At 30.0% G+C, this 22706-nt stretch carries 24 protein-coding genes, 2 tRNA genes and 2 pseudogenes; 1 reads left to right on the top strand and 27 read right to left on the bottom strand.

Going from position 1 to position 22706, the window contains the following annotated elements; translation table 11 throughout:
• Positions 1 to 44: 44 nt before the first annotated feature.
• The 24 genes and pseudogenes from FOC48_RS01850 to FOC48_RS01720 all read right to left on the bottom strand — a co-directional run bounded on the left by FOC48_RS01850 (position 45) and on the right by FOC48_RS01720 (position 19654).
• Positions 45 to 785: an ABC transporter permease gene (locus tag FOC48_RS01850; RefSeq protein WP_003146594.1), complete on the bottom strand. Its 741-nt coding sequence runs from the start codon at positions 783 to 785 to the stop codon at positions 45 to 47.
• Between the two features lie 278 nt (positions 786 to 1063).
• The gene (locus tag FOC48_RS01845; protein ID WP_003146595.1) at positions 1064 to 1699 is read right to left on the bottom strand and encodes a TetR/AcrR family transcriptional regulator; all 636 of its coding nucleotides are present in this window, start codon (positions 1697 to 1699) and stop codon (positions 1064 to 1066) included.
• A gap of 492 nt (positions 1700 to 2191) precedes the next feature.
• The gene (locus tag FOC48_RS01840) at positions 2192 to 3469 is read right to left on the bottom strand and encodes a hypothetical protein (protein WP_003146597.1); all 1278 of its coding nucleotides are present in this window, start codon (positions 3467 to 3469) and stop codon (positions 2192 to 2194) included.
• An 81-nt stretch (positions 3470 to 3550) separates the two neighbouring features.
• Entirely contained in the window at positions 3551 to 3895 is a 345-nt protein-coding gene (locus FOC48_RS01835) for a hypothetical protein (RefSeq protein WP_003146598.1), read from the bottom strand.
• A 17-nt stretch (positions 3896 to 3912) separates the two neighbouring features.
• On the bottom strand, positions 3913 to 4074 hold the full coding sequence (locus tag FOC48_RS01830) for a hypothetical protein (RefSeq protein WP_172497810.1): 162 nt from the start codon (positions 4072 to 4074) through the stop codon (positions 3913 to 3915).
• Positions 4075 to 4124: 50 nt separating this feature from the next.
• A complete protein-coding gene (locus tag FOC48_RS01825) occupies positions 4125 to 4889 on the bottom strand; it encodes a class I SAM-dependent methyltransferase (protein ID WP_003146600.1) in 765 nt (254 codons plus the stop codon).
• 135 nt (positions 4890 to 5024) lie between these two features.
• Positions 5025 to 5561, bottom strand: coding sequence for a ClbS/DfsB family four-helix bundle protein (locus tag FOC48_RS01820; protein WP_003146601.1), 537 nt, complete (start codon positions 5559 to 5561; stop codon positions 5025 to 5027).
• A gap of 181 nt (positions 5562 to 5742) precedes the next feature.
• Positions 5743 to 6360, bottom strand: coding sequence for an SAP domain-containing protein (locus FOC48_RS01815; RefSeq protein WP_003146602.1), 618 nt, complete (start codon positions 6358 to 6360; stop codon positions 5743 to 5745).
• A gap of 542 nt (positions 6361 to 6902) precedes the next feature.
• Positions 6903 to 7377, bottom strand: a pseudogene (tnpA, locus tag FOC48_RS01810) (IS200/IS605 family transposase).
• A gap of 701 nt (positions 7378 to 8078) precedes the next feature.
• Positions 8079 to 8540 carry a Csac_0668 family 2Fe-2S cluster-binding (seleno)protein gene (locus tag FOC48_RS01805; RefSeq protein WP_231291942.1) on the bottom strand — a complete coding sequence of 154 codons (462 nt, stop codon included), beginning with the start codon at positions 8538 to 8540 and terminating at the stop codon, positions 8079 to 8081.
• A 160-nt stretch (positions 8541 to 8700) separates the two neighbouring features.
• Positions 8701 to 10782, bottom strand: a pseudogene (locus FOC48_RS01800) (heavy metal translocating P-type ATPase).
• 145 nt (positions 10783 to 10927) lie between these two features.
• On the bottom strand, positions 10928 to 11296 hold the full coding sequence (locus FOC48_RS01790; RefSeq protein ID WP_003145044.1) for an ArsR/SmtB family transcription factor: 369 nt from the start codon (positions 11294 to 11296) through the stop codon (positions 10928 to 10930).
• 133 nt (positions 11297 to 11429) lie between these two features.
• Positions 11430 to 11561 carry a DUF1413 domain-containing protein gene (locus tag FOC48_RS01785; RefSeq protein ID WP_438590710.1) on the bottom strand — a complete coding sequence of 44 codons (132 nt, stop codon included), beginning with the start codon at positions 11559 to 11561 and terminating at the stop codon, positions 11430 to 11432.
• 262 nt (positions 11562 to 11823) lie between these two features.
• Positions 11824 to 12258, bottom strand: a complete 435-nt coding sequence (locus tag FOC48_RS01775; protein WP_003146607.1) for a DNA cytosine methyltransferase — start codon at positions 12256 to 12258, stop codon at positions 11824 to 11826.
• Positions 12239 to 12700 (bottom strand): DNA-methyltransferase, encoded by a 462-nt coding sequence (locus FOC48_RS01770; protein ID WP_231291933.1) that lies wholly within the window; start codon positions 12698 to 12700, stop codon positions 12239 to 12241. The genes FOC48_RS01775 and FOC48_RS01770 overlap by 20 nt, the downstream gene beginning before the upstream one ends.
• Before the next feature lie 8 nt (positions 12701 to 12708).
• Positions 12709 to 12996: a class I SAM-dependent methyltransferase gene (locus tag FOC48_RS01765; protein ID WP_254263188.1), complete on the bottom strand. Its 288-nt coding sequence runs from the start codon at positions 12994 to 12996 to the stop codon at positions 12709 to 12711.
• Positions 12956 to 13162, bottom strand: coding sequence for a helix-turn-helix domain-containing protein (locus FOC48_RS01760; RefSeq protein WP_003146610.1), 207 nt, complete (start codon positions 13160 to 13162; stop codon positions 12956 to 12958). Before FOC48_RS01760 ends, FOC48_RS01765 begins: the two co-directional genes overlap by 41 nt.
• 758 nt (positions 13163 to 13920) lie before the next feature.
• Positions 13921 to 14712, bottom strand: a complete 792-nt coding sequence (gene rlmD, locus FOC48_RS01755) for a 23S rRNA (uracil(1939)-C(5))-methyltransferase RlmD (protein WP_231291943.1) — start codon at positions 14710 to 14712, stop codon at positions 13921 to 13923.
• 74 nt (positions 14713 to 14786) lie between these two features.
• Positions 14787 to 15608 carry an alpha/beta fold hydrolase gene (locus FOC48_RS01750; protein ID WP_003146613.1) on the bottom strand — a complete coding sequence of 274 codons (822 nt, stop codon included), beginning with the start codon at positions 15606 to 15608 and terminating at the stop codon, positions 14787 to 14789.
• A gap of 503 nt (positions 15609 to 16111) precedes the next feature.
• A complete protein-coding gene (gene rlmD / locus FOC48_RS01740) occupies positions 16112 to 17452 on the bottom strand; it encodes a 23S rRNA (uracil(1939)-C(5))-methyltransferase RlmD (protein WP_035466928.1) in 1341 nt (446 codons plus the stop codon).
• A gap of 91 nt (positions 17453 to 17543) precedes the next feature.
• On the bottom strand, positions 17544 to 17990 hold the full coding sequence (locus FOC48_RS01735; protein ID WP_003146618.1) for an ACT domain-containing protein: 447 nt from the start codon (positions 17988 to 17990) through the stop codon (positions 17544 to 17546).
• A 12-nt stretch (positions 17991 to 18002) separates the two neighbouring features.
• Positions 18003 to 19307 carry a GTPase ObgE gene (gene obgE / locus FOC48_RS01730; RefSeq protein WP_003146619.1) on the bottom strand — a complete coding sequence of 435 codons (1305 nt, stop codon included), beginning with the start codon at positions 19305 to 19307 and terminating at the stop codon, positions 18003 to 18005.
• Positions 19308 to 19486: 179 nt separating this feature from the next.
• A tRNA-Asn gene (locus FOC48_RS01725) sits at positions 19487 to 19560 on the bottom strand.
• Positions 19561 to 19580: 20 nt separating this feature from the next.
• Positions 19581 to 19654 (bottom strand) — tRNA-Gly (locus FOC48_RS01720).
• 376 nt (positions 19655 to 20030) lie between these two features.
• Between FOC48_RS01720 and FOC48_RS01715 the strand changes: the two genes are divergently transcribed.
• Positions 20031 to 20561: a hypothetical protein gene (locus FOC48_RS01715; protein ID WP_003146621.1), complete on the top strand. Its 531-nt coding sequence runs from the start codon at positions 20031 to 20033 to the stop codon at positions 20559 to 20561.
• Positions 20562 to 20713: 152 nt separating this feature from the next.
• Here the strand turns inward: FOC48_RS01715 and FOC48_RS01710 are convergent, their stop codons facing one another.
• The 3 genes from FOC48_RS01710 to fsa form a co-directional block, all read right to left on the bottom strand.
• The gene (locus FOC48_RS01710; RefSeq protein ID WP_003146623.1) at positions 20714 to 21052 is read right to left on the bottom strand and encodes a nucleotide pyrophosphohydrolase; all 339 of its coding nucleotides are present in this window, start codon (positions 21050 to 21052) and stop codon (positions 20714 to 20716) included.
• A 206-nt stretch (positions 21053 to 21258) separates the two neighbouring features.
• Positions 21259 to 21408, bottom strand: a complete 150-nt coding sequence (gene rpmG, locus FOC48_RS01705; RefSeq protein WP_003145675.1) for a 50S ribosomal protein L33 — start codon at positions 21406 to 21408, stop codon at positions 21259 to 21261.
• Positions 21409 to 21563: 155 nt separating this feature from the next.
• Complete coding sequence (gene fsa / locus FOC48_RS01700) at positions 21564 to 22217, bottom strand: fructose-6-phosphate aldolase (RefSeq protein WP_003146624.1); 654 nt, start codon at positions 22215 to 22217, stop codon at positions 21564 to 21566.
• Between the last annotated feature and the right edge of the window lie 489 nt (positions 22218 to 22706).

Here is a 22706-nt window from a genome sequence, read left to right as displayed (position 1 = left end):
TATTTTATTCCTGAAAAAATTCATTCCACTAAATTAATCTATAACTATTTGATATTAATATCTTTTCTTGAAATATTATAAATTGAAACTGAAGCAATAATTATACTTATGAAACTAGCAAAGATTAAGAACAATGGGTTGCCAACAAAATTATTAGTTAAACTCCCTGGGGTTGCATTAGTTAGTAATGCTGCTAAACCAAGTCCTGAAAGCATTGTTATAGGTGTTGAATACTTAATCATACCTATAACAAAAGGTAATACCCCAATTAGTACTGTCCCAAACGAAATTCCAACTAAATTAATTAATTGATTAACTACTGGGATATAGTTTGATTCAGTTAAAACCGCAACTAAATTAATTAATAATTGAATAATTACATGTGCAGTAAAATGAGCAATAAATGATATTAAAATTACCGATATAACTTTTCCCCATAGTAATTTTATTTTAGAAATAGGATAAGAAAACAACTGAAAAATTGTTCTTTGTTTAAATTCATCAATAAAAATCGTAGACAATAAATATGCTTCAAAAATTAAAAATGCTGCTTTTGTAAATAAAGATGAAAACAATGATGTTGCAATTGCCCAATTTCCCCATTTATCAGCAATTCTAAAATCATTAGAACTCTGCCCTACAAATTCTCCTAATTTATTATCCGTACCTAGCCCCATGATAATAATTCCTGTAACACCTGATACTATCAATATAGTAACAAACCAAGCCAACAATAATTTAGATTTAGAAACCTTATTGATTTCAATCTTAATAAGCGACAACATAGATTTTTTCCTCCTAAAAGTAAATATATTTCATATTATTTAAACTGTTCTTAACACATATTTAAAATAATCATTTTAATAAAATAACAATATTATACATACCTCCAGTATGTATAAGTTTAAAAAATATAAACATACTACCGGTATGTAAATAAGATTTTTAATAACATACCTAAGTATGTTATTTTTAAAATATCAAATACTTAAAATATATTTATAGAACAATAACTGATTAAATCGATAAAAAGTTATTACTAACAAGCATATAATAAGTCTATCTATTTAACACCTTTTAAGTGATCAAATAATTGGAAAATTACCCCCATCATTTCATCAGAAATCAAGTTTACATCTAGTCCATCAAAAGAAAGTTTAATGAATTTCATTTTTCTCTTCAGTTCCTCTACTGAATAAACAGAAATTTGGAATCCAATCCAAATATTCAAAGTTAAAACAATCAAATCAGCCAGTTCTTCTGGATATTCTGTTTTAATTGATTCATCTTTAACACCTTCGTAAACTCTTTCTCTAATTTCTGGTAAAAAATCAGAAAATAAACTTAAATACTGTTCTCCTAACAAACGTGGACTTCTTAACTTTATCGAAGCTGAATATACAAGCCTTTGTTGTTCAAAATTAGAGAGAGCATCCATCAAAGAATTTTGTATTTTTTCTAATCCAGTATCTCCCCTCCAATTATAATTTAGAATTTCTTGATTATTTTCTCTAATAATTGATTGTAATATCTCCTGTTTCGATTCAAAATGATGATAAATAACACCTTTCGTCAATCCACCTAATCCATTTATTATATCTTGTATTGAGGTATTATCAAATCCCTTTTTTAAAAATAAATCTTTAGAAACTTCTAGTATTTTTTTTCTAGTTTCATGTGGATTTCTATTCCTCGCCATAATATCTCCTTCCTATCATACCAATGGTATGTAATTTCATTATAATCCACTAAACTAATAATGTCAAGTTTCTTATTATTTCCTAAACTTATTTTAAAAGTTTGGTCCTAATGTAAATTCTAGTTGTAATACTAAGCTATCTATTTTAGACATATACTTTTATTTTTTTTTTTCCTTTTATGTCACATCTAATTAGTAAATAAATTGAGAAATAAAAAAATCAAAAAAATGTTTAACCTGACTATTCTTTTTTAACAGTCCAAAGAAAATATTCCAGCATATATGTTAAATATCAAAATTATTAAATTTAATACTATAACACATAATAATACCCCTTCTACTGTTTAGTCCAGTAAAAGGGGTATTATTATTGTAATTTTCCTATTTTTATATCTCTTTTTCTTTAATAGCTTTTACTCTTCATAAAATAATTTTAACTTAACAACAAATTTTTCATTATTTTTTCATCACTTAAGTACACAATCAATAAATTTACCAATAATATTTTTTCTCACTTAGATATCTCTCTTTTTGTTCTTTAGAATCATGATGATTCCTATCTCCTAATAATTCATCAGTTGATGATACCACAGGATCAAGCCAATCAGCCTTAGCTCTAATCCAGTTAATTTCATCATCACTAATTTTACCAACCACTTCTAAGCGATCAGCCATTTTCCTCAAATCATTTGCCTTTTGAAAATCATCTAACATATTAAGCAGAGATAAAGTTCGTTTTTTCTCTTCTTCAATCTCCTCTTGTAATTTTCTTTTGATTTCCATCCCTTCTGCGTAACGACGTGCTGCTTCTTCTCGTTCAATCCTCAAGTTTTTAACTTTATAATATTCCTGATAAATCATAATGACAATTTCTGGTATTGATTGCTCAATTGTAAATTGCTGACTATCTTTAATATATCTCCCATTTATAATTTTAAAACGAAATTTACCATTAGGAATATAATCATACTTTCTTATTCTAGGTTTACTGGCATATGTATCATATCTCTTACTATCATTATATTCAGCGAGTTTTTTTGCTTCTTCTTTAGTTAGTTCATGATTTACTTTATCTGTCAATTCTACAATTTCAAAACTAACAATATCTTTATTAATTTTAATATCAAAATCTTTTGTGATATTATCTCCAAGTTTTTCAATAATAGTGATAAGTGTATTTAAAAAACAATATAAGCGAGGAAGTGAACTTAAAGGAATATCTTTTACAAACCTTGGTTTATCCAGATTATTAAACCTATACCTAGAATCAAAATACGGATATGCAGCTGCTTTTTCTCTTTTATTCCATTCTTCTATACTATCTCTCAAATTTGCTACAATTTTATGAAGTCTTTTATTTGAATAATGAGTCTGATCTGAAATCACTTCAATAATACGATTAACCTTAGTTTTATCCAAGAATGACAATGAATTTTTAATACTATCAGCATCTATTGTATAATTATCTATGAAATTTTCTTTAGACGTTTCTTCTTTCCTCATGGTATTTTTTAATTTACTATTTTTTAAGGTCTTTCTATAAATATGAACTTCACTAACTTTATTTTTAGGTAAGGGAATTATAAAATCAGTTAAATCTTGTCCAGTTTTTTTCCTATACCAATAACCACTCTTAGGAATCGGGATATCAGCTTCTCTACATTTTTTTAGTAAATCAGAGTAGTTTAAATCATATTTTAATGAAACTTGCTTAGCACTTATTTCCCAAATTTCTTCATAGAGTTCTTCTCTAAAAAATGTTTTAATCATCTTCACATAAATCACCTTTACCTTTATACTTTACATCCTTATCTTTATATTTTCCTAGCGAAAATGCATATTCAAAAACTTCTAATTCTTCACTTCTGCATTTTCGCTTAATATAAAAAGTAGCTCTTGTTTTAAGCTATTGAATTCATCTATAATTTTATCCAAACTCTTTTCTATATGCTCAACACGTATTTCAGATAATTTCCCATTATTATAAGAAATCATTCTTTCAGCAATAATATGATAAGACCAACTTTCTGTAAAACGTCTATCTTTTTCTTCATTATGAATAGCAAAACCTATAGGAAGAAGATTATTTCTTAACCCTAAGGCGACTGCCTGAGAACTTATTCCCAAATAATCTCCAGCTATTTTTAATGTTATCTTATTTAATTTTCTAATATCCTCATCACTATACTTAACCATTTAATATCACCTATCTTTTATCTTATATTATACTTAACTTTAGTTTTTAATATTTTCCCTTGGTAAATCAAATTATCATACTTGGCGTAATCTGACTCTCCATAATATATTTTTATCATATCTTGGATTGTAAATTTATTATCGTTATCACTTTTTACTTTTCTCCAATCCGTTGCCATATCAGCATTAAATTCAAACGGACTAATCTCCTAAAGTATGTTCTATACCATTATAGTTTAATACAAAGTGTAGCTATATAGTCGTTTCCATAACGTGATAGTCTATGTCTTTTGTCACACGATTCATAAAAATCTATCATAGTAAGTCCATTTTTAAGTTGTCCTCGGATCTGAGTTTCTAAGGTATGGCTAAATTCATATCCATATTCTGGATTTATAGTTATCTTGCCTTCCTCTTCAAGCTCTTTCGAATTAAAAGGTATTGAGAATTTTAAAAGTAATTCTTCATCGGGTTTGTCCCATACAATGTCAGCATCATACATGTATATCCAAGGATTCATAAATCCGACCATTAACAATCCACCCTTTTTCAATACTCGAGAGGCTTCCCTATATATATTTTCTAAATCTTCTACATATACATTTGAAACTGGATTAAAAATAATATCAAATGTTTCATTTTCAAATGGAAATGGTTTTGTCATATCACCTTGAACTGTGTTGATTTTTAAGCCTTCTCTTTTAGCAACCATTTCATCTCTTTGTAATTGTGATTTAGAAAAATCCATTATAGTTACATCATAACCTTTTACAGCAAAAACTGGACCTTGCTGACCACCACCACAAGCTAAACCTAATATCTTTTTTCCGTTTGCTTTTTCAAACCATTCTTTTGGAACTTTTTTCCCAACAGTTAATGCAACAGAAATTGGATTATTTCTAGCTTCTTCTAATTGTTCGTGTGTCAACGGCTCAGTATAGTCATTTTTTACATTATTCCATCTATCTTCATTTAACTTTATATAACTATTCATCTTATAATCTCCTCGTAATTTTTCAAATGTGAGTTATCTTTAAAAAGTATTCAATATATTTTTATTTGCGATACTCCTCTAAAAGGAAGTTTACGTTAATTTATCTTTACTTCCTTGTATTTTTCCATTTATGGCTTACTTGCAATTTTTTTGATGGGCCTTTATTTTTTTTATAGCCCAATCATAATGGCTAGAAGTAGCACTGACAAAATAAGATCCCAATGTACTCCCGCCAACCCATTTATAAACTTTTTTTGAAAATAATTCTTCATTTGTAAAGTTTTCGGCTAGTTTCAAAATATCTTTATGAGATTTTTGTAAAGCTTTTGTTGCATCTTCCAGAGACGTATTCTGATGCTTTTTCCAAAATTCTAAATTCATATCGCCGTAAGTTCTCCAGTTATATGGTTCAGGAATAAATGATTTCTCTTCTCCCTCTTGATTGAAACGTACCCAATTCAAAACAAGTTTATGCCATTCATATAGATGAATTAAGATATCTCTTAAGTTTTTATCTCTTTTCCAATGAGCTTCTTTTTTCTTTTTATCTTTTGAAAAATTAAAAGGTGTATTTAACTCTTCACTCGTCATCTTTGAAATATGTAAGTTTAACTTTTCATAACTTTCCTCGGCAACTATCATTAAATCATTTTTTGTCGTTGGTCTTGGCACAATTAATCCCTCCCTTTACAAAATACTATATTATTTATCTTTTATAATTTTCTTCTATTAATCACCTTTCACAAGTAACGCCACACACTCCATATGAAAAGTATATCCAATCATCCTACCTGCATCTATAAACCTTTTAACGACAACCTTATACTATCATTAAAAAGTATCCGATATATTTTTATTTGCAGTACTCCTCTAATTTGAATCCATATTCATTTAGAAGTTGTTTTGAATAAATTTTTTCATTTTTTGAGTTTCTAACTTCTTTCCAAAGGATAGCCGCAACTTTTAACTTGTTAGAATAATTATTGCTGTGTTCATCTGCACAAAAATCTTTCAAAAATTGATTCCACTGACAAGTCGAATTATCATACTTTGCATAATCTGACTCTCCATAATATATTTTTATCATATCTTGAATTGTAAATTCTTTATCATTATCACTTTTTACTTTTCTCCAAGCCGTTGCCATATCAGCATTAAATTTAAACGAGCTAACTCCTGTTACAGCTGAAAAATAATCTCTAAATTTTTGGTTAAAAGAAAAACCACATTCTAGCAATGGTGTATTTAAAGATATTACTTCGGCATGTTTTTTATTTACTTTCCTTATAGACTTTTCTATTCTATTCCCCTTGAAATATTGTTCAATAATATAGTTCAATTCTTTCTTTGTACATCTATACTCTAGTCCAAGAGACTTACATATTTGTGAAAGTTCCTCTCGATACCAATAGTACTTGTTAAATTCCTCAAATGATTCTATATTTTTAAAACTAGGTCTAATTTCTATCACACACTCACCTCCAAAACTTAAATTATATATTTCCCTCTTAATCAACTTAATTTATTTTATTATACAATACTCCTTAGATTTCGTAAATTAAAATAAAGACTTACTCCAAGTTACCAATATCCTTTAACGATAGCCTTAGAATAAGCCTTTATTTTCTACACTTCATTTATTCACTAGTTACAACTTTTGACATTAATACTACACACTCATCGATTCACTGTTACCTCATCACTAACGCTCTGCGATAACTATCTCATAAAGTATTCGTAATTAATGGCTTCAGCCTACACCCTTGTCATTAAAACGACTGCTTCAACATGGCTCGGTTCTCCAACGAGTAACGCATTTCATATCCACTGTACACAGGAATGGTAGAACGCCTATTTTCACCTTAAAATGGGTATGTCAAAACGATACCAATAATGCCCCCTGAAAAGGGGTGGTTTTCTCTTCGGGTATAACCCTTTGTTACTAACACGCACCTCAAGGCACTGGCTTTCACATTCGTTCAAGCCCTATTGTATTTTAACCCCCGCTACCCGTTAAACGGGTTTATCTATTTTTTTATTTCCAAATGGATTTGTATATACTTTCGTTATCAGTTTGTCTATTGTAATCTCATGCGATTATCGTTCTCTGATATATTTTCTTATTGTACTTTCATTTAATACTACAGTACTTACATAGTATCCTTCTACTCAAAACTTTCTATTCCAATACTTATATTCCAAGTTTTATGAATATCAAATATCATCAGTGAATTTTTTCCTTTCAAATCCCCATAAAACTTGATACACTATATTTTGGCGGTATTGATAGTAGCAAATGTATATGATCTGGCATTATGTGTCCTTCTATTATTTCCACTCCTTTATACTTACATAACCTTTTTATTATATCTACTATATCTCGTTTGTATTGATTAAATTCTATTTTTCGTATATACTTAGGTGTAAATACAATATGGTATTTACATAACCACTTTGTATTCGATAAACTATTATGTTTATTTGTCATAATTAAAATCATCCTTTCTTTATTTTAGAGCTTGAACTACTCTTATTTTATCAAGAAAGGATGATTTTTCAATTGTTTAACTTTTGTCTCGCACCCGCATAGCGGGTGGTTTTTTGTTTCGGAGACTTCGCCTCCTCAACTGGCTAAAGCCCTTAATTAAAATCTGGAGCATGGTTTTTTCCATGCCCCGGATTTATTATACAGCCAATAAAAAAAGGGGCTGATCCAAAAGTCCTAAAATTTAACAAAGTTCATATGAAAACTCATAGGTGCAGTGGTTTATTGATATCTAAATTCGCTTTATAAAAGCTTTTTAGATACGCAAACGACATCTACAAATACATTTACATCTATGTGCCTTTTTAGGACTTTTTTAACGTCAAAATTGCCTTTATCTACAAATACAAAATGCTTGTAAAATAGCTTAAAATCAGGATTTTCACCCTCTTGTTCGCTGTAGCAATACCACGCACTCAGCGGTTCTCTGTTACTGTATTACTACTCCTCTACGACAGCTATCACATAAAGCATTCGTAATTAACGGCTTCGGTCTACTCTCTTGTCATTAAAACAACTGCTTCAACCCCTATGGTTAAGGGAAACATATCCACACTCGTAGTCGGAAACATATCCAACATTGGCTCTCGTTTGTGGGAAGATATCAACGGTTTTGTCTGTTCGTGAGAACATATCAACTCAAATCATTTCATGATTAATCCCTTATCAATGGCTTCCTGAATAATCTTATGACAACATACCCCCAAAGGATTGTTTTCCTTACAAAGCGAATTTTTCATTGCTCCAGTTATGGCATTTACTTCTTTAACGGTTTTCGCACCATGCTTTACAACTTCTTCAATTACCTGATCTTCTGTGACTTTGCTGCAATAACAAGCATACTTAGGATCTGCATCTTTCTTAAACCAGATAGGAACCCTAACTTGGTCTTTTAAGAATTTTATTTCTTTATCTAAGTTATAGTAAATAACGTCGCAGTCCTCATTCATGCATATCTTATATTGATCTCCATCAACGGCATTACGATAATCATCTGTCACCAAGTGTTCAACGGTTGTCCTACTAACTGTTACTCCTTCATTATTACAGACAGGGCAACTCTCCTTTGTTCTATTTAAATTTTGTGTGATACATTCACAGAAAATTCATCAATAACTTTCAATTACATAACCTCCATATCTTTAAAACCATTTAATTCAAGGTAAATCCCAACCAATTTTCATTTATAGTTTTTAAATTAAAAAATACCCCTTGATTGTATCGTCAATTATCGGTATCATTCAAGGGGTGAATAGGAAAAATAGTTTATAGATTCTTTACATTCAAAGCTCTAAAAGCATTTAATACTGCGATGATAGTTACACCTACATCTGCAAATATAGCTGCCCACATAGTAGTTATTCCAAAAGCACTCAAAATAAGAACAATTATTTTTATTCCAATTGCAAATACTATGTTTTGATGTGCAATTTTTAGTGTCTTTTTAGAAATCTTCATTGTAGTAGCAATTTTCGATGGTTCATCAGTCATAATTACAACATCAGCAGCTTCAATGGCCGCATCAGAACCTAAACCACCCATTGCTATTCCAATGTCTGCACGAGCTAATACAGGTGCATCATTGATTCCGTCACCAACAAAGGCAAGTTTACCTTTTTTAGATTTTTGCGAAAATAATTCTTCTAGTTTTTCAACTTTGTCTGCTGGCAACAGTTCTGCATAAACCTTATCAAGACCAAGCTCTTTAGCAACTTTTGAACCAATACTTTTATTATCACCTGTCAACATAACTGTTTGTTTAATATTAGCTGCCTTAAGTTCCTTGATTGCTTGTGCTGAATCTTCCTTTACCTCATCGGCAATTACAATGTAACCTATATATTTGTTATTAACAGCAACATGTACAATAGTACCGATCAGCTCTCCCTTGAAATAAGGGATATCCATCATTTTCATAAGTTTGATATTTCCTGCCATAACCTTTTTGCCATCTACTGTTGCAATAACACCATGACCTGATATCTCTTCTACATCTGAAATACGTCCATTGTCTATTTCTTTGCTATATGCACGTTTCAGTGAAAGTGAAATCGGATGATTGGAATAGCTTTCCGCATGTGCAGTTAATTCTAGTAGCTCTTCTTTGGAAACTCCTTCTGGATGAATTTCCTGTACATTAAATACACCTTTCGTTAGTGTTCCAGTTTTATCAAAAACAACAATTTCAGTTTCTGCTAATGCCTCTAAATAATTACTACCCTTGACTAAAACACCTTTTTTTGAGGCTCCACCTATTCCACCGAAGAAACTCAAAGGAATTGAAATAACTAAAGCACACGGACAGGATACCACAAGGAATGCTAGTGCTCTATATATCCAATCACTAAAAGTCGCCCCGTCTATAACAAGAGGTGGTATAATAGCTAGAAAAACTGCAATTATAACCACAACCGGTGTATAATATCTCGCAAACTTCGTAATAAATTGTTCTGAATTGGATTTTTTACTACTTGCATTTTCAACTAAATCAAGAATTTTACTTACAGTAGATTCTCCAAATTCCTTGGTAACCTCTGTTGTAATAACCCCATTAATGTTGATGCACCCACTTAGGATATCACTTCCAACTTCTACTTCACGAGGAATAGATTCGCCTGTTAGTGCCGATGTATCAATCATTGAACTTCCCTCAATTACCTTGCCATCAAGAGGAATTTTTTCTCCTGCTTTAATTACAATAATATCTCCAATTTGTACTTCATCTGGGTCAACTTTGACAAGTTCATCACCTTTTTTAACATTTGCATAATCTGGTCGAATATCCATAAGGCTTGCAATTGACTTTCTCGACTTGCCAACTGCATAGCTTTGAAACAGTTCTCCAACTTGATAAAACAGCATAACTGCAACACCTTCAGGATACTCACCAATAAAAAATGCACCAATTGTTGCAATACTCATTAAAAAATTTTCATCGAAAACTTGACCTTTAAAAATATTTTTTACAGCTCTTTTTACAACATCTCCACCTACAATAATGTAACTTATTATAAAGAGAGCAATCTGTAACCATTCGTTATTTAAACTAAGCAATACTGCTGTAGCTAACACGGCTGCACCAATAATTATTCGCCATAGTCGTTTTGTCATACTAAATAGCCTCCTTTAAGCCTTTTTCATAGTTGTATCGGGTTCGATTTTTTTAACTATTTTTTCGGCCTCTGCTATTATTGTTGGCATTTTTTCATCCTCACCATCAATAACGAGTTTTGTGGTCATAAAGTTAACAGTAGCTTCTTTCACTCCATCAAGCTCATTAATAGCCTTTTCCATTTTTGCCGCGCAATTTGCACAATCTAAACCTTCAAGTATAAATTTCTTTTTCATTATTAAATCCTCCTAAATATTATTTGTAATTTTATTTTGAATACTACAAGTCTTTTTCAAATTTTCTTGAAGCATTGCTCATTTGAAATGAAGACTTAAATATATGCCCAAATATCTTCAAAAAATATTCTATTCTACCGCATTACTACTTCTCGTTGATATGAATTAGACCTTGGTCAAATATTTCTCTTACATGATCATCAACTAATGAATAATATACTACTTTGCCTTCTTTTCTGTTTTTCACTAAATTAGCTTGTTTTAAGACTCTCAGCTGATGGGAAATTGCTGATTGTGTCATGTTAAGTAATACAGCGATATCACAAACACACATTTCAGCTTCATGTAAAGCCCATAATATCCTGATTCGTGTTGAATCTCCAAATACTTTAAATAATTCTGCTAGATCATAAAGGCTTTCTTCTTGAGGCATTTTATCTCTAACTTGATTTACAATATCCTCATGAATTACATTGCAGTCACATCTTTCAATTGAATTAAATTTTTTAGTCATATTATTACCTCTTTTTAAATCATTTCATCTGATTACTTGAATAATCATTCATACGTTGTATATTTATTATATTATTATTTTTCTCTTGTGTCAATAGTTATATGAGCATTTATTCAAGTGTTTTTTATATTATTTAAAATATCTCAAAAACATCTACTAAGACATTAGTACAGTCCTTTCTCGGTATCCTGTTCCATACATATCCTTTAAACAATTCCTTAAAAATAAAGACTTCTCCTTCGTACAAGTTTTCGGTTTCTTTAATAGCTTCATCTAACAGCTTATTACATCACTCATGTGGTCAACTCCTTATCAATAACCTTATAAACAACATTTTTGATAATATCACATGTATAAATCATGTAAAAGTCAATGCAAAAACCGCCAATCAAGAGAACCTAACTCTTAATTGACGGTTTATATTAGTATTAAATCATACTTCCATTTCAATTCCAGATTTAAAGCATATTACAAAGTGGTCATCATAAACACTAACATTCTGGATAATCTTCCTTACTAGGGTATCATCATAACGTGTAACCATTACTGGAATATAAGCTATAAATTTCGTCTTTAAAATGTCCGTTATTTGCAATTAATATGTTGGGTACATTTTCTAGCACAAAATACTTCGGTCTAACAACACTAACTACCTCAAAAAAATATTTAAATAAATAATTATGTGGATCATCCATTATTTTTCTTTTCCCTTTTTGAGAAAATCCTTGACAAGGTGGTCCCCCAACAATTACGTCTATATTTTTATACTCATTAAAAACATCATCAATATCTAATTTTGAAATATCTTCATTAATCATTTTCACTTTAGGATGATTTTTTTTATAAGAATTAGCTATAGAATAGTCAACTTCATTTGCTAAAACAATTTCAAATCCTGAGTCGAAAAATCCTTTAGATAGTCCACCAACTCCAGAAAACAAATCAATAACTTGTCTTTTCATCTTCTACCCTCATATTCGCTAATTTAGCATATTTTTCTTCTAATTCAACATCGATAAAATTTCTATTTAATCTATAGCTTGCAATTGCAGAAGAACCGCTTCCTAGAAATGGATCTACTACTAAATCGCCCTCATTTGAAAGCAATCTTATAAAATGTTCGAATAATATAATTGGCTTTTGTGTTGGATGTTTACCTAATTTCTTTTCCCTAGCAGTCGTGACAGATGTTTCAATATAGTCTAGAACCAATTTACCTTTATTATTGAATGTTCCTGTTTTTGTTTTATAAGTAAAATATATCCAGCACTCATTTGAATTAACAAAATGTAAATTCATATTTCTAGGCATTGGATTTGTTTTGCGCCAAATTCCAGTGGTTTTATAATAAAAACCAAATTCATTTGCTATTTCAACAAGAGTTTCAACCCTTAATATTGACATAAAAACTATCATGGAAGCACCATTCTTAAGTATCCTACTTGATTCTTTAAAAACAATCTCATATGGTCTTTCCAATCATTAAAATCTAAATCATCCCAACCAGCAGCACCAAAAAAATTAGAACGCATTTTTTGTAGATTTGTATCTCTCCCGTTCATGAAATTCGCAATATTATATGGAGGATCTGTAATAATTAAATCAACCGTAGATGAGTCTAACTTCCTCAATTCTTCTATGCATTCTCCATTTATTATTTCAATCATTTTTAATACACTCCATAATTTCTGATATGTCACAATCCAATGCATCACAAATTCTGAGCAAAATATCGGTAGTTACATTCTCACCATTCTTTAATTTATAAAATGTACTCCTACTTACATTTGCTTTTTCCATAAGCTCATTATGTTGTATATCTAAATCAATAAGTTTTTTAAATAACCTTTTATAACTTAATTCCATATAACCTCCAAGATTATTTTTTCGATAGCTAATCTCGTACATATATACATTAAAAAATACTTATGTTTGTTATTACATACAAATTTATTATAACATTAACTATGGGTTATTTTTAATCAATTGATACATCACTTTAAAAAAGCAAAAAAATAAAGGCAGTCCGGAGACTACCGATATTTATCTCTCTGCACCTTTGCTATGGTCTTTCTTATTAGACTTAGTTTTGTCATCTATCTTAAAGCTTTTTATTTGACCTAATATAGAATTTTTTCCTCATCATCATACCCTCCAACTTTTGAGTATAAAAATAGACAATAGAGTTTTTAATTTCTATCGTCTAAGATTATCTAATATTTATTTTTCTTTAAATTGATTTTATTGTATAGTTTAATAATTCTATTAATCCAATTATAAAAATTAAACTGGGATTCATAACAAATCCCAGTTTCATAATTAGCGTGTTCTTTTAATATAATTTTGTTTTAATTTCCCCCCTCTGCCCGTTCGTTTCTCTTATCTTTAAATAACTAATATATTTCATCTTAATAATATATTATAACACTTAGAGATATATACCTGCTATTTTACCAATCATTCAACTTACACTTCTAAAAATATGTTAACTTACTCTTAAACTTGCAATAAAAGAAGCTAACGCCCAAAATAAGCAGAACACCATAATGATATGCAACAACGCCGTTCCAATACCAAGTAGGAAAGTAATAAATGCAGAAAGTCATAGCTGTCATTCTTTTCTATTAAATCATTTTGAAGTGTCTCAAAGCATCCATGATGGCTTTTTCTTTTTCAGGTGTACACTGTGGAATAATTTGTTTCTCCTTTTTTGACTTGTTGTAATGTTCTCGTAATTCTATTCCACATTTCCTTTTTATCTGTGCAATATATAATGTTGAAACTTTTAATTGAAATTTTTTCCAAACATATTCTTTGATTTGAGCATATGTTGCTTTACTCTCCGCACTTGTCAAATCCATCTCATCCAACTCAATTTCAACACTTATGTGCTTATCGACATCAAGTTTGGACAAAAGTGCTAACGTCTCTACATGATACGTTCCAGGGAACATATCTACAGGTTGCACTGCACCTAGTTTATAACCTAGTCCTCTCATAATTTCCATATCACGTGCTAGAGTTGCTGGATTACAGCTCACATAAACTATCTTTTCTATTCCCATTGAAGCTAAGTCTCTTAAGAAACTTTCTTCGCATCCTTTACGTGGTGAATCCACAATAACTGCATCTAATTTCACATTTTGCGAGATTAATTTTTTAATTACATCTTCACTTTTACCTAGTAAAAACTCTGCATTAGTTATATTATTATTTTTCGCATTTTCACGAGCATCTAAAACAGCCGCTTCTACTGTTTCAATACCATATACTTTCTTAACTTTCTTCGCTGCGAATAAACTTATTGTTTCAATACCACAGTAAGCATCGATTATCGTATCAGTTTCTTTTAACTCAGCAAGTTCTAACGCTTTACTATATAATACTTCTGTTTTAACTGGATTTACTTGATAGATGGAAACATGTCTATAAACCGTTTAACGATAGAATAAGGTTATCGTTAAACGGTATTAACTCGACAGCCTAGTATTTATATGTCACACTTTTTCACAAATTCATGAATCAATTTATTTACAACATGTGGTCTATCAGTGTTCGAATTATGACCAGCATTATCAATCCACTCAACAGGCTTCCCAGATTTTTTCTCATATAATTTCAAATATCGGATACAGGAACCTGCCCGATCTTCTTTACCGCATATCACCATATGTGGACATTTTATTTCATAAGTCAGATTTTTTTCTACTGCTTTTGCCAAGATTTTATATCCATGCCCTACTAGATGAGAATATCTTTTTTTGTTTCCATCATAAACCATCATCATATCCAACATTAATTTTCTTCCGTATTCAGTTGTTGATACTCCTTTCGGCCCCAGTTTCAAAAGTATTTTCCATGGATAAATTCTATATATTACTTCTACTTTTTTTAATAACCATAATTCTATTACGGTATAATACCGCCTTTGAAGAGGAGCTGAATCAATAGTAACAATACCATTTAGTTTTTCAGAAAATAGTTCTGCATAAATCTGGCCTAGATAACCTCCCATTGATTGTCCAATTAAGATTGATTGATCAATTCCTTCATTTATTAATATTTCATACAACCATTTTGCTTCATCAAACAAATCAAAATCAAGGTCAAAAGGATATGATGAAGCATGTCCAGGTGCATCCCAAACCAATACTCTGAACTTATCCTTAAAATATTCTATCTGTTTATCAAACAATCTATGATCAGCAGTAAGTCCTGGCAAAAATATAAGAGCGATTCTTGATTGTTTATTAATTTCATTTATCCAATAATGAATCACTCCTGATGAAGTCTCTAGTGTTTTTTCCAGCATTATTATCCCCCCACAACACTAATTTGTCATTGTTTAAAATAAATCCCATTATATAATTTCATAAACTCTTTGCAAACTTTGCTACAAGTTCATGATTAAGTGCAGTAGCTAAGATCTCTTCACTATCATTAGCTGTTGATGTCCAATTATATGATACGTGCATTAAATAGTCCATATCTATGATACAAAACTTATCATACACACGGTTATATCCTCTACCTCTCCATCTCAGAATAACAACAATATCTAATTCAACAACTCAACTCTCACACTTTTTAGCCTTTTTTCCTTTGAATAAGTTATCGAATAGCGTTTATCCTCCCCTTTAACAAATTAGTCCGATTGTCCAGAAATTCCGGTATTACTAGGCTTAAACAGCTATCAGTTCCTAATCCTTAATATCAATCAACACACTCGGAGGTTCAAACTTTCTTTTCATATCAAAGGTTTCTCTCCTCATTCTACGAGCACTATCTGAGATTATAAAATATTCTTCTACTTCTCTAATTATTTCGTTCAAGAAGTGTTACTGCTTCTACATGATACGTTCCTGGGAACATATCTACAGGTTGCACTGCACCTAGTTTATAACCTAGACTTCTCATGATTTCCATGTCTCTAGCTAATGTAGATGGATTACAACTAACATAGACTATCTTTTCTATTCCCATTGAAGCCAAATCGCGTAGGAAACTTTCCTCACATCCTTTACGTGGTGGATCAACGATAACTGCATCTAATTTTATATTTTGTGAGATTAATTTTTTTATTACATCCTCACTCTTACCTAGTAAAAATTCAGCATTTTCAATATTATTATTTTTAGCATTTTCACGAGCATCTAAAACAGCCGCTTCTACTATTTCAATACCGTATACTTTCTTAACTTTCTTCGCTGCGAATAGACTTATTGTTCCAATACCACAGTAAGCATCAATTATCGTATCAGTTTCTTTTAACTCAGCAAGTTCTAATGCTTTACTATACAATACCTCTGTTTGAACTGGATTCACTTGATAAAATGAACGAAGTGAAATCTTGAACTCTATTCCATCTAGAGTGTCAGTTATATAATCTTGTCCAAATAATTTTTCAGTTTTATCACCAAAAATTACATTTGTCTTCTTATCATTAATATTCAACATAATACTAACGATTCTATCATCTAATTTAGATATTTTTTCAACGAATTCATCTAATTTATTAAACTTCTCTTTCACGACAATACCTACCATGATTTCACTTTTTACGGTATTTGTTCTGAACATAATATGTCTAATTGCCCCTGAGTGGTTATTTTCATCATAGACAGATAAGTTAAGCTCTGAAATTAGACTACGTAATTTGTTCATTAATACATTATGTTCGTCATATTGAATAAAACATTTCTCTATATTAACAACATCATGGCTTCGTGGTTTATAATATCCCATCTTAACTTCACCATTAACTTTTTGTACTGGAATCACAGACTTATTACGATAATGGTATCCATCTTCCATTCCTAAAGTTTCTAATACTTCGACATAATCCTTCCCAAGAGCTTTATCCATAACATTTTGAACTTTTTTCTTTTTAAATTTCAACTGTTCTTCATAGTTCATATGAACTAAATTTGCTCCTGAAGTTTTCGGAATACCATCAATTCTATTTTTAGAACTTTCAATAATATTAAGAACTTTTCCATAACCAAGATTTTTCTTTAATTTAATTATCTTAAACTCGATTACTTCACCTTCTATAACATCTTTAATAAAAATCGGAAAATTATCAATTTTTACTACACCAAGACCATCGTGGGTATAATCTATAACTTTCCCTTCGAATATATCATTTTTCTGCATAATTAACCTTTCTAAAATAAAAAGGAGAACAGACATAGGAAACTGACTTCCCTACTCTGTTCTCCTACATTTAATATTTATTAAACTATCTTTACATGCTTAAACCAATTACTTTAATTGAATTAACAAACTCAAGATCTTTAATTCGTTTATTTAATTTTTCAATATTTATATCACCTGAACTTAGCTCTAAAGAAATAATTATCGTAGCTTTTGCATTAATCGGCACGGTTTGGTGAATAGTAAGTACACTGCACTTAGCTTCATTAACAACCGCTAAAATTCTGCCTAATATTCCAGGAATATCATCAACATCAATAGATAGTGATAGAATAGATTGTCTTTTCACATCTTGAATCGGGAAAATTGTATCTTTATATTTATAGAATGCACTTCTACTTAAATCAAATCTTTTAGAAGCTTCTAAAATTGATAATTTCGAATCTTCTTCTAAAGCTTTTTTCATCGCCAATGTCTTCTTTACAGCTTCTGGCAATACATCTTCTCTAATTATATAATAAACTTTTTCTTTATCCACAGTGGTTATCTCCTACTCTACGAATTCAAACTCACCTTTAAGGATCTTAACAGTATCACCGTTTTTACATCCTCTGTCACGTAAAGCATCATCTACACCCATAGAACGCATTTGTTGAGCAAAACGTCTAACAGAAGCATCACGGTTGAAATCAGTCATTAAGAATGCACGTTCAATACCAGGTCCACTTACTACATAAGCACCTGTGTCATCACGAGTAATCTTGAATGTTTCATCCTTAGGTTTATGTTTATAAAGAACTCTGTTTTCCATACTTTCTTCTTCAGTATCAAGTTCATATAACGTATTTGGATCTGTGTTATCTAGAATATCACTTATTTTATAAAGTAAGTTATCAATATTACTACGTGTGAAGGCAGAAATTTCAACGATATCCACATCTTCACCATCATTTTCTAATTGTTTTTTAAATTCTTTAAGATTTTCACTCGCAACTGGAATATCCATCTTGTTAGCTACTACTACTTGAGGTCTTTCTAAAAGTCTCATGTTATATTCTGCTAATTCTTGGTTAATAATTTTATAATCTTCATATGGATCACGACCATCAGTTGCTGACATATCTACTACGTGAACAATAACTTTCGTTCTTTCGATGTGACGTAAGAATTGGTGACCAAGACCTACACCTTGACTAGCTCCTTCGATTAATCCTGGAAGGTCAGCCATAACAAAACTTCTGTGATCTTTTGTTTCTACTACACCAAGATTTGGTACTAATGTTGTAAAGTGATAATCAGCAATTTTTGGTTTTGCTTTTGATGTTATTGATAATAATGTTGATTTACCGACTGAAGGGAATCCAACAAGACCTACATCTGCCATAAGTTTTAATTCTAAAGTCAGATTTCTTTCTTCTCCTGGTTCACCATTTTCAGCGATCTCTGGTGCTGGGTTTGATGGAGTTGCGAAACGACAGTTTCCACGTCCTCCACGACCTCCACGAGCTACTACTACTTCTTGCTCATGTTCTACTAAGTCTGCTAATACCTCTCCAGTATCAGTATCACGAATTACAGTCCCAGGTGGTACTTTTAAGTATAAATCTTTAGATTTTCTACCATGCATACCTTTGCTCATTCCGTTCTCACCATTAGGTGCTACGAATTTCTTCTGATAACGGTAATCCATGAAAGTTCTTAAACCTTCATCAACTATAAATACAACGTTTGCTCCACGTCCACCGTCACCACCTGCTGGACCACCTTTTGGAACATACTTTTCTCTTCTAAATGCTACTAATCCATTCCCACCATCACCTGATCGGACGAATATTTTTACCTCATCTAAAAACATAAAAATCTCCTATACAATTCTCTTTATTTTCTTAAACTTCAACTTTTAAACTATATAAAATTCAACTTGATAAAAGTTCATATACCATGAACTATTATAACATAATTTTTCCTTTGATAATAATATTTAGCGAAATTTTAAACAAAAAAATATACGGCTGCATACACAGCCGTACTTTACTCCACAGGCAGGACTCGAACCTGCGACCCTCTGATTAACAGTCAGATGCTACTACCAACTGAGCTACTGTGGAAAAATCTCTAAATAAAAAAATGGAGCGGGTGATGAGAATCGAACTCACAACATCAGTTTGGAAGACTGAGGTTTTACCACTAAACTACACCCGCATGAATATTTGTTATTAACTTATGTATTAATTATATAATAGATATTATTGTTTGTCAACAACTTTTTTAATTTTTTTTTATTTTTTTAAAAATTCTTAATTTTGTTAGCTTCACTAAAGAATTCTTTTGAAAAAACAAGAAAAATCTATAGATAAATTAACAATATTTTCAATTGATAATACATAGTATAATATTTTTTCTTTAATTTGTAAAGGTATTTTTGTAATAAACTATAAATTTTATCCCTACTCTAAAATTTAAAAATGTAATTAACATTTATTGACCAACCTATTCTAGTATTATATAATTTTTTTATATAGAGGTAATTCAAGATATTTTATAAAAATTAAACATTATAAATTAGGAGAAGGAAAATATGAAATCTAAATTACTATTTACAGTCCTGTTATCATCTTCTGTAATTCTAAGTGGGTGTTCATTGTTTAAAAGCGATCTAATTAGCCAAAATAAAGCAACAACATCAAAAAATGAAAACTCAAAAGATAAAGTATACGGTCTTAATGAAGAATGGATTGTAGATGGTCAATGGAGATTAAAAATAACAGAGGTTAAAACTACTCAAGATAGAACTAAACATATCAAAGAAAAAATAGCACAAGTAGTTATCATAAAATATACTTATGAGAACTTAGGTTTTAAAAATGAATATCAAGACCTATTTTTAACACCTAGAACAGTTGTTGATGGAGCGGAAAAGGAAGCTAGAATTTATCCAGTTAATTCTTCAAAATATCCAGAACCTACTCCAATTGGTGCAATCTCAGAATCTGCTATGGGATACGGTTTAAGTACGGAAAGTGACAAAATTAAAATTTCTTTTAGCCAATTCAATCAAGATGGTAAAACAATGGAAACAGCCACTTTTGAAGTTCCAGTAACTAAATAATACATAGAATAAAAAGGTTTGATATACAGAAAATTATAATGTATATCAAGCCTTTTCTTATTAATATGATTAATCCATACTTAGAATAATGCTTCCCTATCCTACTTGAATTTATTATAAATCAAAACTCTATATAAAATTAAATTACACAGTTATTCCCCTTTTAATTCTGTATATTTTTTATTTGATCCAAAACTTTCTTTAATAGGATACTTACTAGAATTAATAATTAACTTATCTGTAATAATTTTTTCTACATCAAGATTTAAGTTGTCTGCAAGCATAAAAGCATAAATAAAAACATCTGCTAATTCCTCTTTAATTTGTGGTAATTTTTCTGATACAGTTACCTCTGATGTTTTCCATTGAAATAGTTCCAATAATTCACTAGCTTCTAAAGATATTGATATAGCCAAATCTTTTTCATTATGGAATTGTCTCCAGTTTCTCTCATCTCTAAATTTATTTATTTTCTCTATAGTTTCTTTCATTATCCTTCACCTCAAATACATTATAACACTGTATTTAGATAATTTCATTATCCTTATTTGCAATATGTGGGTCAAGTGTGAGTCAATATATGGTATTCAAGTATACTTTTATACTATCAGAGGAAAGTCAAAACACAGTCAAAACATTGTCAAAAGACAAAATAAAAAGCCTTAAACGTTGATACTTTAAGGCTTCTCTAACTTTATTATTTAGTTTCTCTGTGTAAAGTCACTTTTTTTAATCTTGGACAGTATTTTTTAAGTTCAATACGGTCTGGATTATTTCTTTTGTTCTTTTTAGTAATGTAGTTTCTGTCACCACATTCTGTACAAGCTAATGTTACATTTACGCGCATTAATATAACCTCCTATAAAATTTAATCTTAACAACTTTTTCATACAACAAAATATATTATAACATTACTTTATAAATATTTCTAGTATAAAGTGGAAATTTTTTAAATTTTTTTAAAGAAATATAACTTTATATTACGTAAACTGCTTCTATAGATTACTCACCGAATACTTTATAGTAATCTTGTTTGAATTTTTCTATTCCAATATCAGTTAATGGATGTTTAACCATTTGTTTAATTACAGAATAAGGAACAGTAGCAATATCGCATCCTAATTTAGCACATTCAGTAACATGAATTGGATTTCTCACACTTGCTGCGATAATTTGTGTATCAATATCATTATTAGCAAAAATTTCCACTATCTCTTCTATTAATAATAATCCATTATGAGAAATATCATCTAATCTACCTAAAAATGGAGAAACATATGTTGCACCAGCTCTAGCTGCTAATAACGCTTGAGTTGGACTAAAGATTAGAGTAACATTTGTTTTAATTCCCTCTTTTTTTAATACATTTATAGCTTTTAATCCATCTTCAGTCATAGGAATCTTAACAACCATATTAGGATGAATTTTTGCAATTTCTCTTGCCTCTTCTAGCATATCCTTCCAATTAGTAGTAGTAGCTTTTACTTCTCCACTAATAGGACCGTCTACTATTGAAGTAATTTCCTTAATAACTTCTTTAAAATCGCGTCCTTCTTTTGCGATTAATGACGGATTTGTAGTAACTCCACTAACTACTCCTAATTCATTAGCATTTCTAATATCTTCGACATTTGCTGTATCTATAAAAAATTTCATTATATTATCCCCTCTCATTTTTATAGTAACCTCATAATATCACATCCAGAAAGTGTTTTCAATTTTATAGCTTCAATTATAACTATTTCTTTATTGTTTTTCAATCCAATATATGATAGAATAACACTATAATTAGGAGGCAGATGATGAAGAAATTTTTAGAAAAAGTACCATATTTAATTTTTTCTTTCTTTTTATTTATAATACTCCCTCTGTGTTCTTATTTTATATCGAATAGATCTGGGATGATAATTTTATTATTGATTATCCTATACCCTGTTATTAGTTTTCTAATTTCGTTTCTATATGCATATAATAAAGAAGACTTTAGCTATATTTTCTCATTTATTATAGGAATTTTTTATATAATATCATGTTTAATCATTTTAAACTTTGATATTCTTATCTATGGTTTAGGGTATATATTCTTCAGCCTTTGTGGTCAAGGGACTGGTTTTTTAATTGGGAAGTTTCGAAAACGTAAAAAAA

It is taken from the genome of Gemella haemolysans, from assembly GCF_012273215.1.
Classification (GTDB): Bacteria; Bacillota; Bacilli; order Staphylococcales; family Gemellaceae; genus Gemella; species Gemella haemolysans_A.
Note: the sequence above shows the minus strand (reverse complement) of the source record. Positions and strands in the feature narration are given on the sequence as shown.

What these genes read in the sequence shown, in the direction of transcription:
- FOC48_RS01850 (WP_003146594.1), bottom strand. Translation starts at nt 785, where the DNA reads ATGTTGTCGCTTATTAAGATTGAAATCAATAAGGTTTCTAAATCTAAA.
- FOC48_RS01845 (WP_003146595.1), bottom strand. Translation starts at nt 1,699, where the DNA reads ATGGCGAGGAATAGAAATCCACATGAAACTAGAAAAAAAATACTAGAA.
- FOC48_RS01840 (WP_003146597.1), bottom strand. Translation starts at nt 3,469, where the DNA reads ATGATTAAAACATTTTTTAGAGAAGAACTCTATGAAGAAATTTGGGAA.
- FOC48_RS01835 (WP_003146598.1), bottom strand. Translation starts at nt 3,895, where the DNA reads ATGGTTAAGTATAGTGATGAGGATATTAGAAAATTAAATAAGATAACA.
- FOC48_RS01830 (WP_172497810.1), bottom strand. Translation starts at nt 4,074, where the DNA reads ATGGCAACGGATTGGAGAAAAGTAAAAAGTGATAACGATAATAAATTT.
- FOC48_RS01825 (WP_003146600.1), bottom strand. Translation starts at nt 4,889, where the DNA reads ATGAATAGTTATATAAAGTTAAATGAAGATAGATGGAATAATGTAAAA.
- FOC48_RS01790 (WP_003145044.1), bottom strand. Translation starts at nt 11,296, where the DNA reads ATGACTAAAAAATTTAATTCAATTGAAAGATGTGACTGCAATGTAATT.
- FOC48_RS01775 (WP_003146607.1), bottom strand. Translation starts at nt 12,258, where the DNA reads ATGAAAAGACAAGTTATTGATTTGTTTTCTGGAGTTGGTGGACTATCT.
- FOC48_RS01770 (WP_231291933.1), bottom strand. Translation starts at nt 12,700, where the DNA reads ATGTCAATATTAAGGGTTGAAACTCTTGTTGAAATAGCAAATGAATTT.
- FOC48_RS01760 (WP_003146610.1), bottom strand. Translation starts at nt 13,162, where the DNA reads ATGGAATTAAGTTATAAAAGGTTATTTAAAAAACTTATTGATTTAGAT.
- FOC48_RS01750 (WP_003146613.1), bottom strand. Translation starts at nt 15,608, where the DNA reads ATGCTGGAAAAAACACTAGAGACTTCATCAGGAGTGATTCATTATTGG.
- rlmD (WP_035466928.1), bottom strand. Translation starts at nt 17,452, where the DNA reads ATGCAGAAAAATGATATATTCGAAGGGAAAGTTATAGATTATACCCAC.
- obgE (WP_003146619.1), bottom strand. Translation starts at nt 19,307, where the DNA reads ATGTTTTTAGATGAGGTAAAAATATTCGTCCGATCAGGTGATGGTGGG.
- FOC48_RS01715 (WP_003146621.1), top strand. Translation starts at nt 20,031, where the DNA reads ATGAAATCTAAATTACTATTTACAGTCCTGTTATCATCTTCTGTAATT.
- FOC48_RS01710 (WP_003146623.1), bottom strand. Translation starts at nt 21,052, where the DNA reads ATGAAAGAAACTATAGAGAAAATAAATAAATTTAGAGATGAGAGAAAC.
- rpmG (WP_003145675.1), bottom strand. Translation starts at nt 21,408, where the DNA reads ATGCGCGTAAATGTAACATTAGCTTGTACAGAATGTGGTGACAGAAAC.
- fsa (WP_003146624.1), bottom strand. Translation starts at nt 22,217, where the DNA reads ATGAAATTTTTTATAGATACAGCAAATGTCGAAGATATTAGAAATGCT.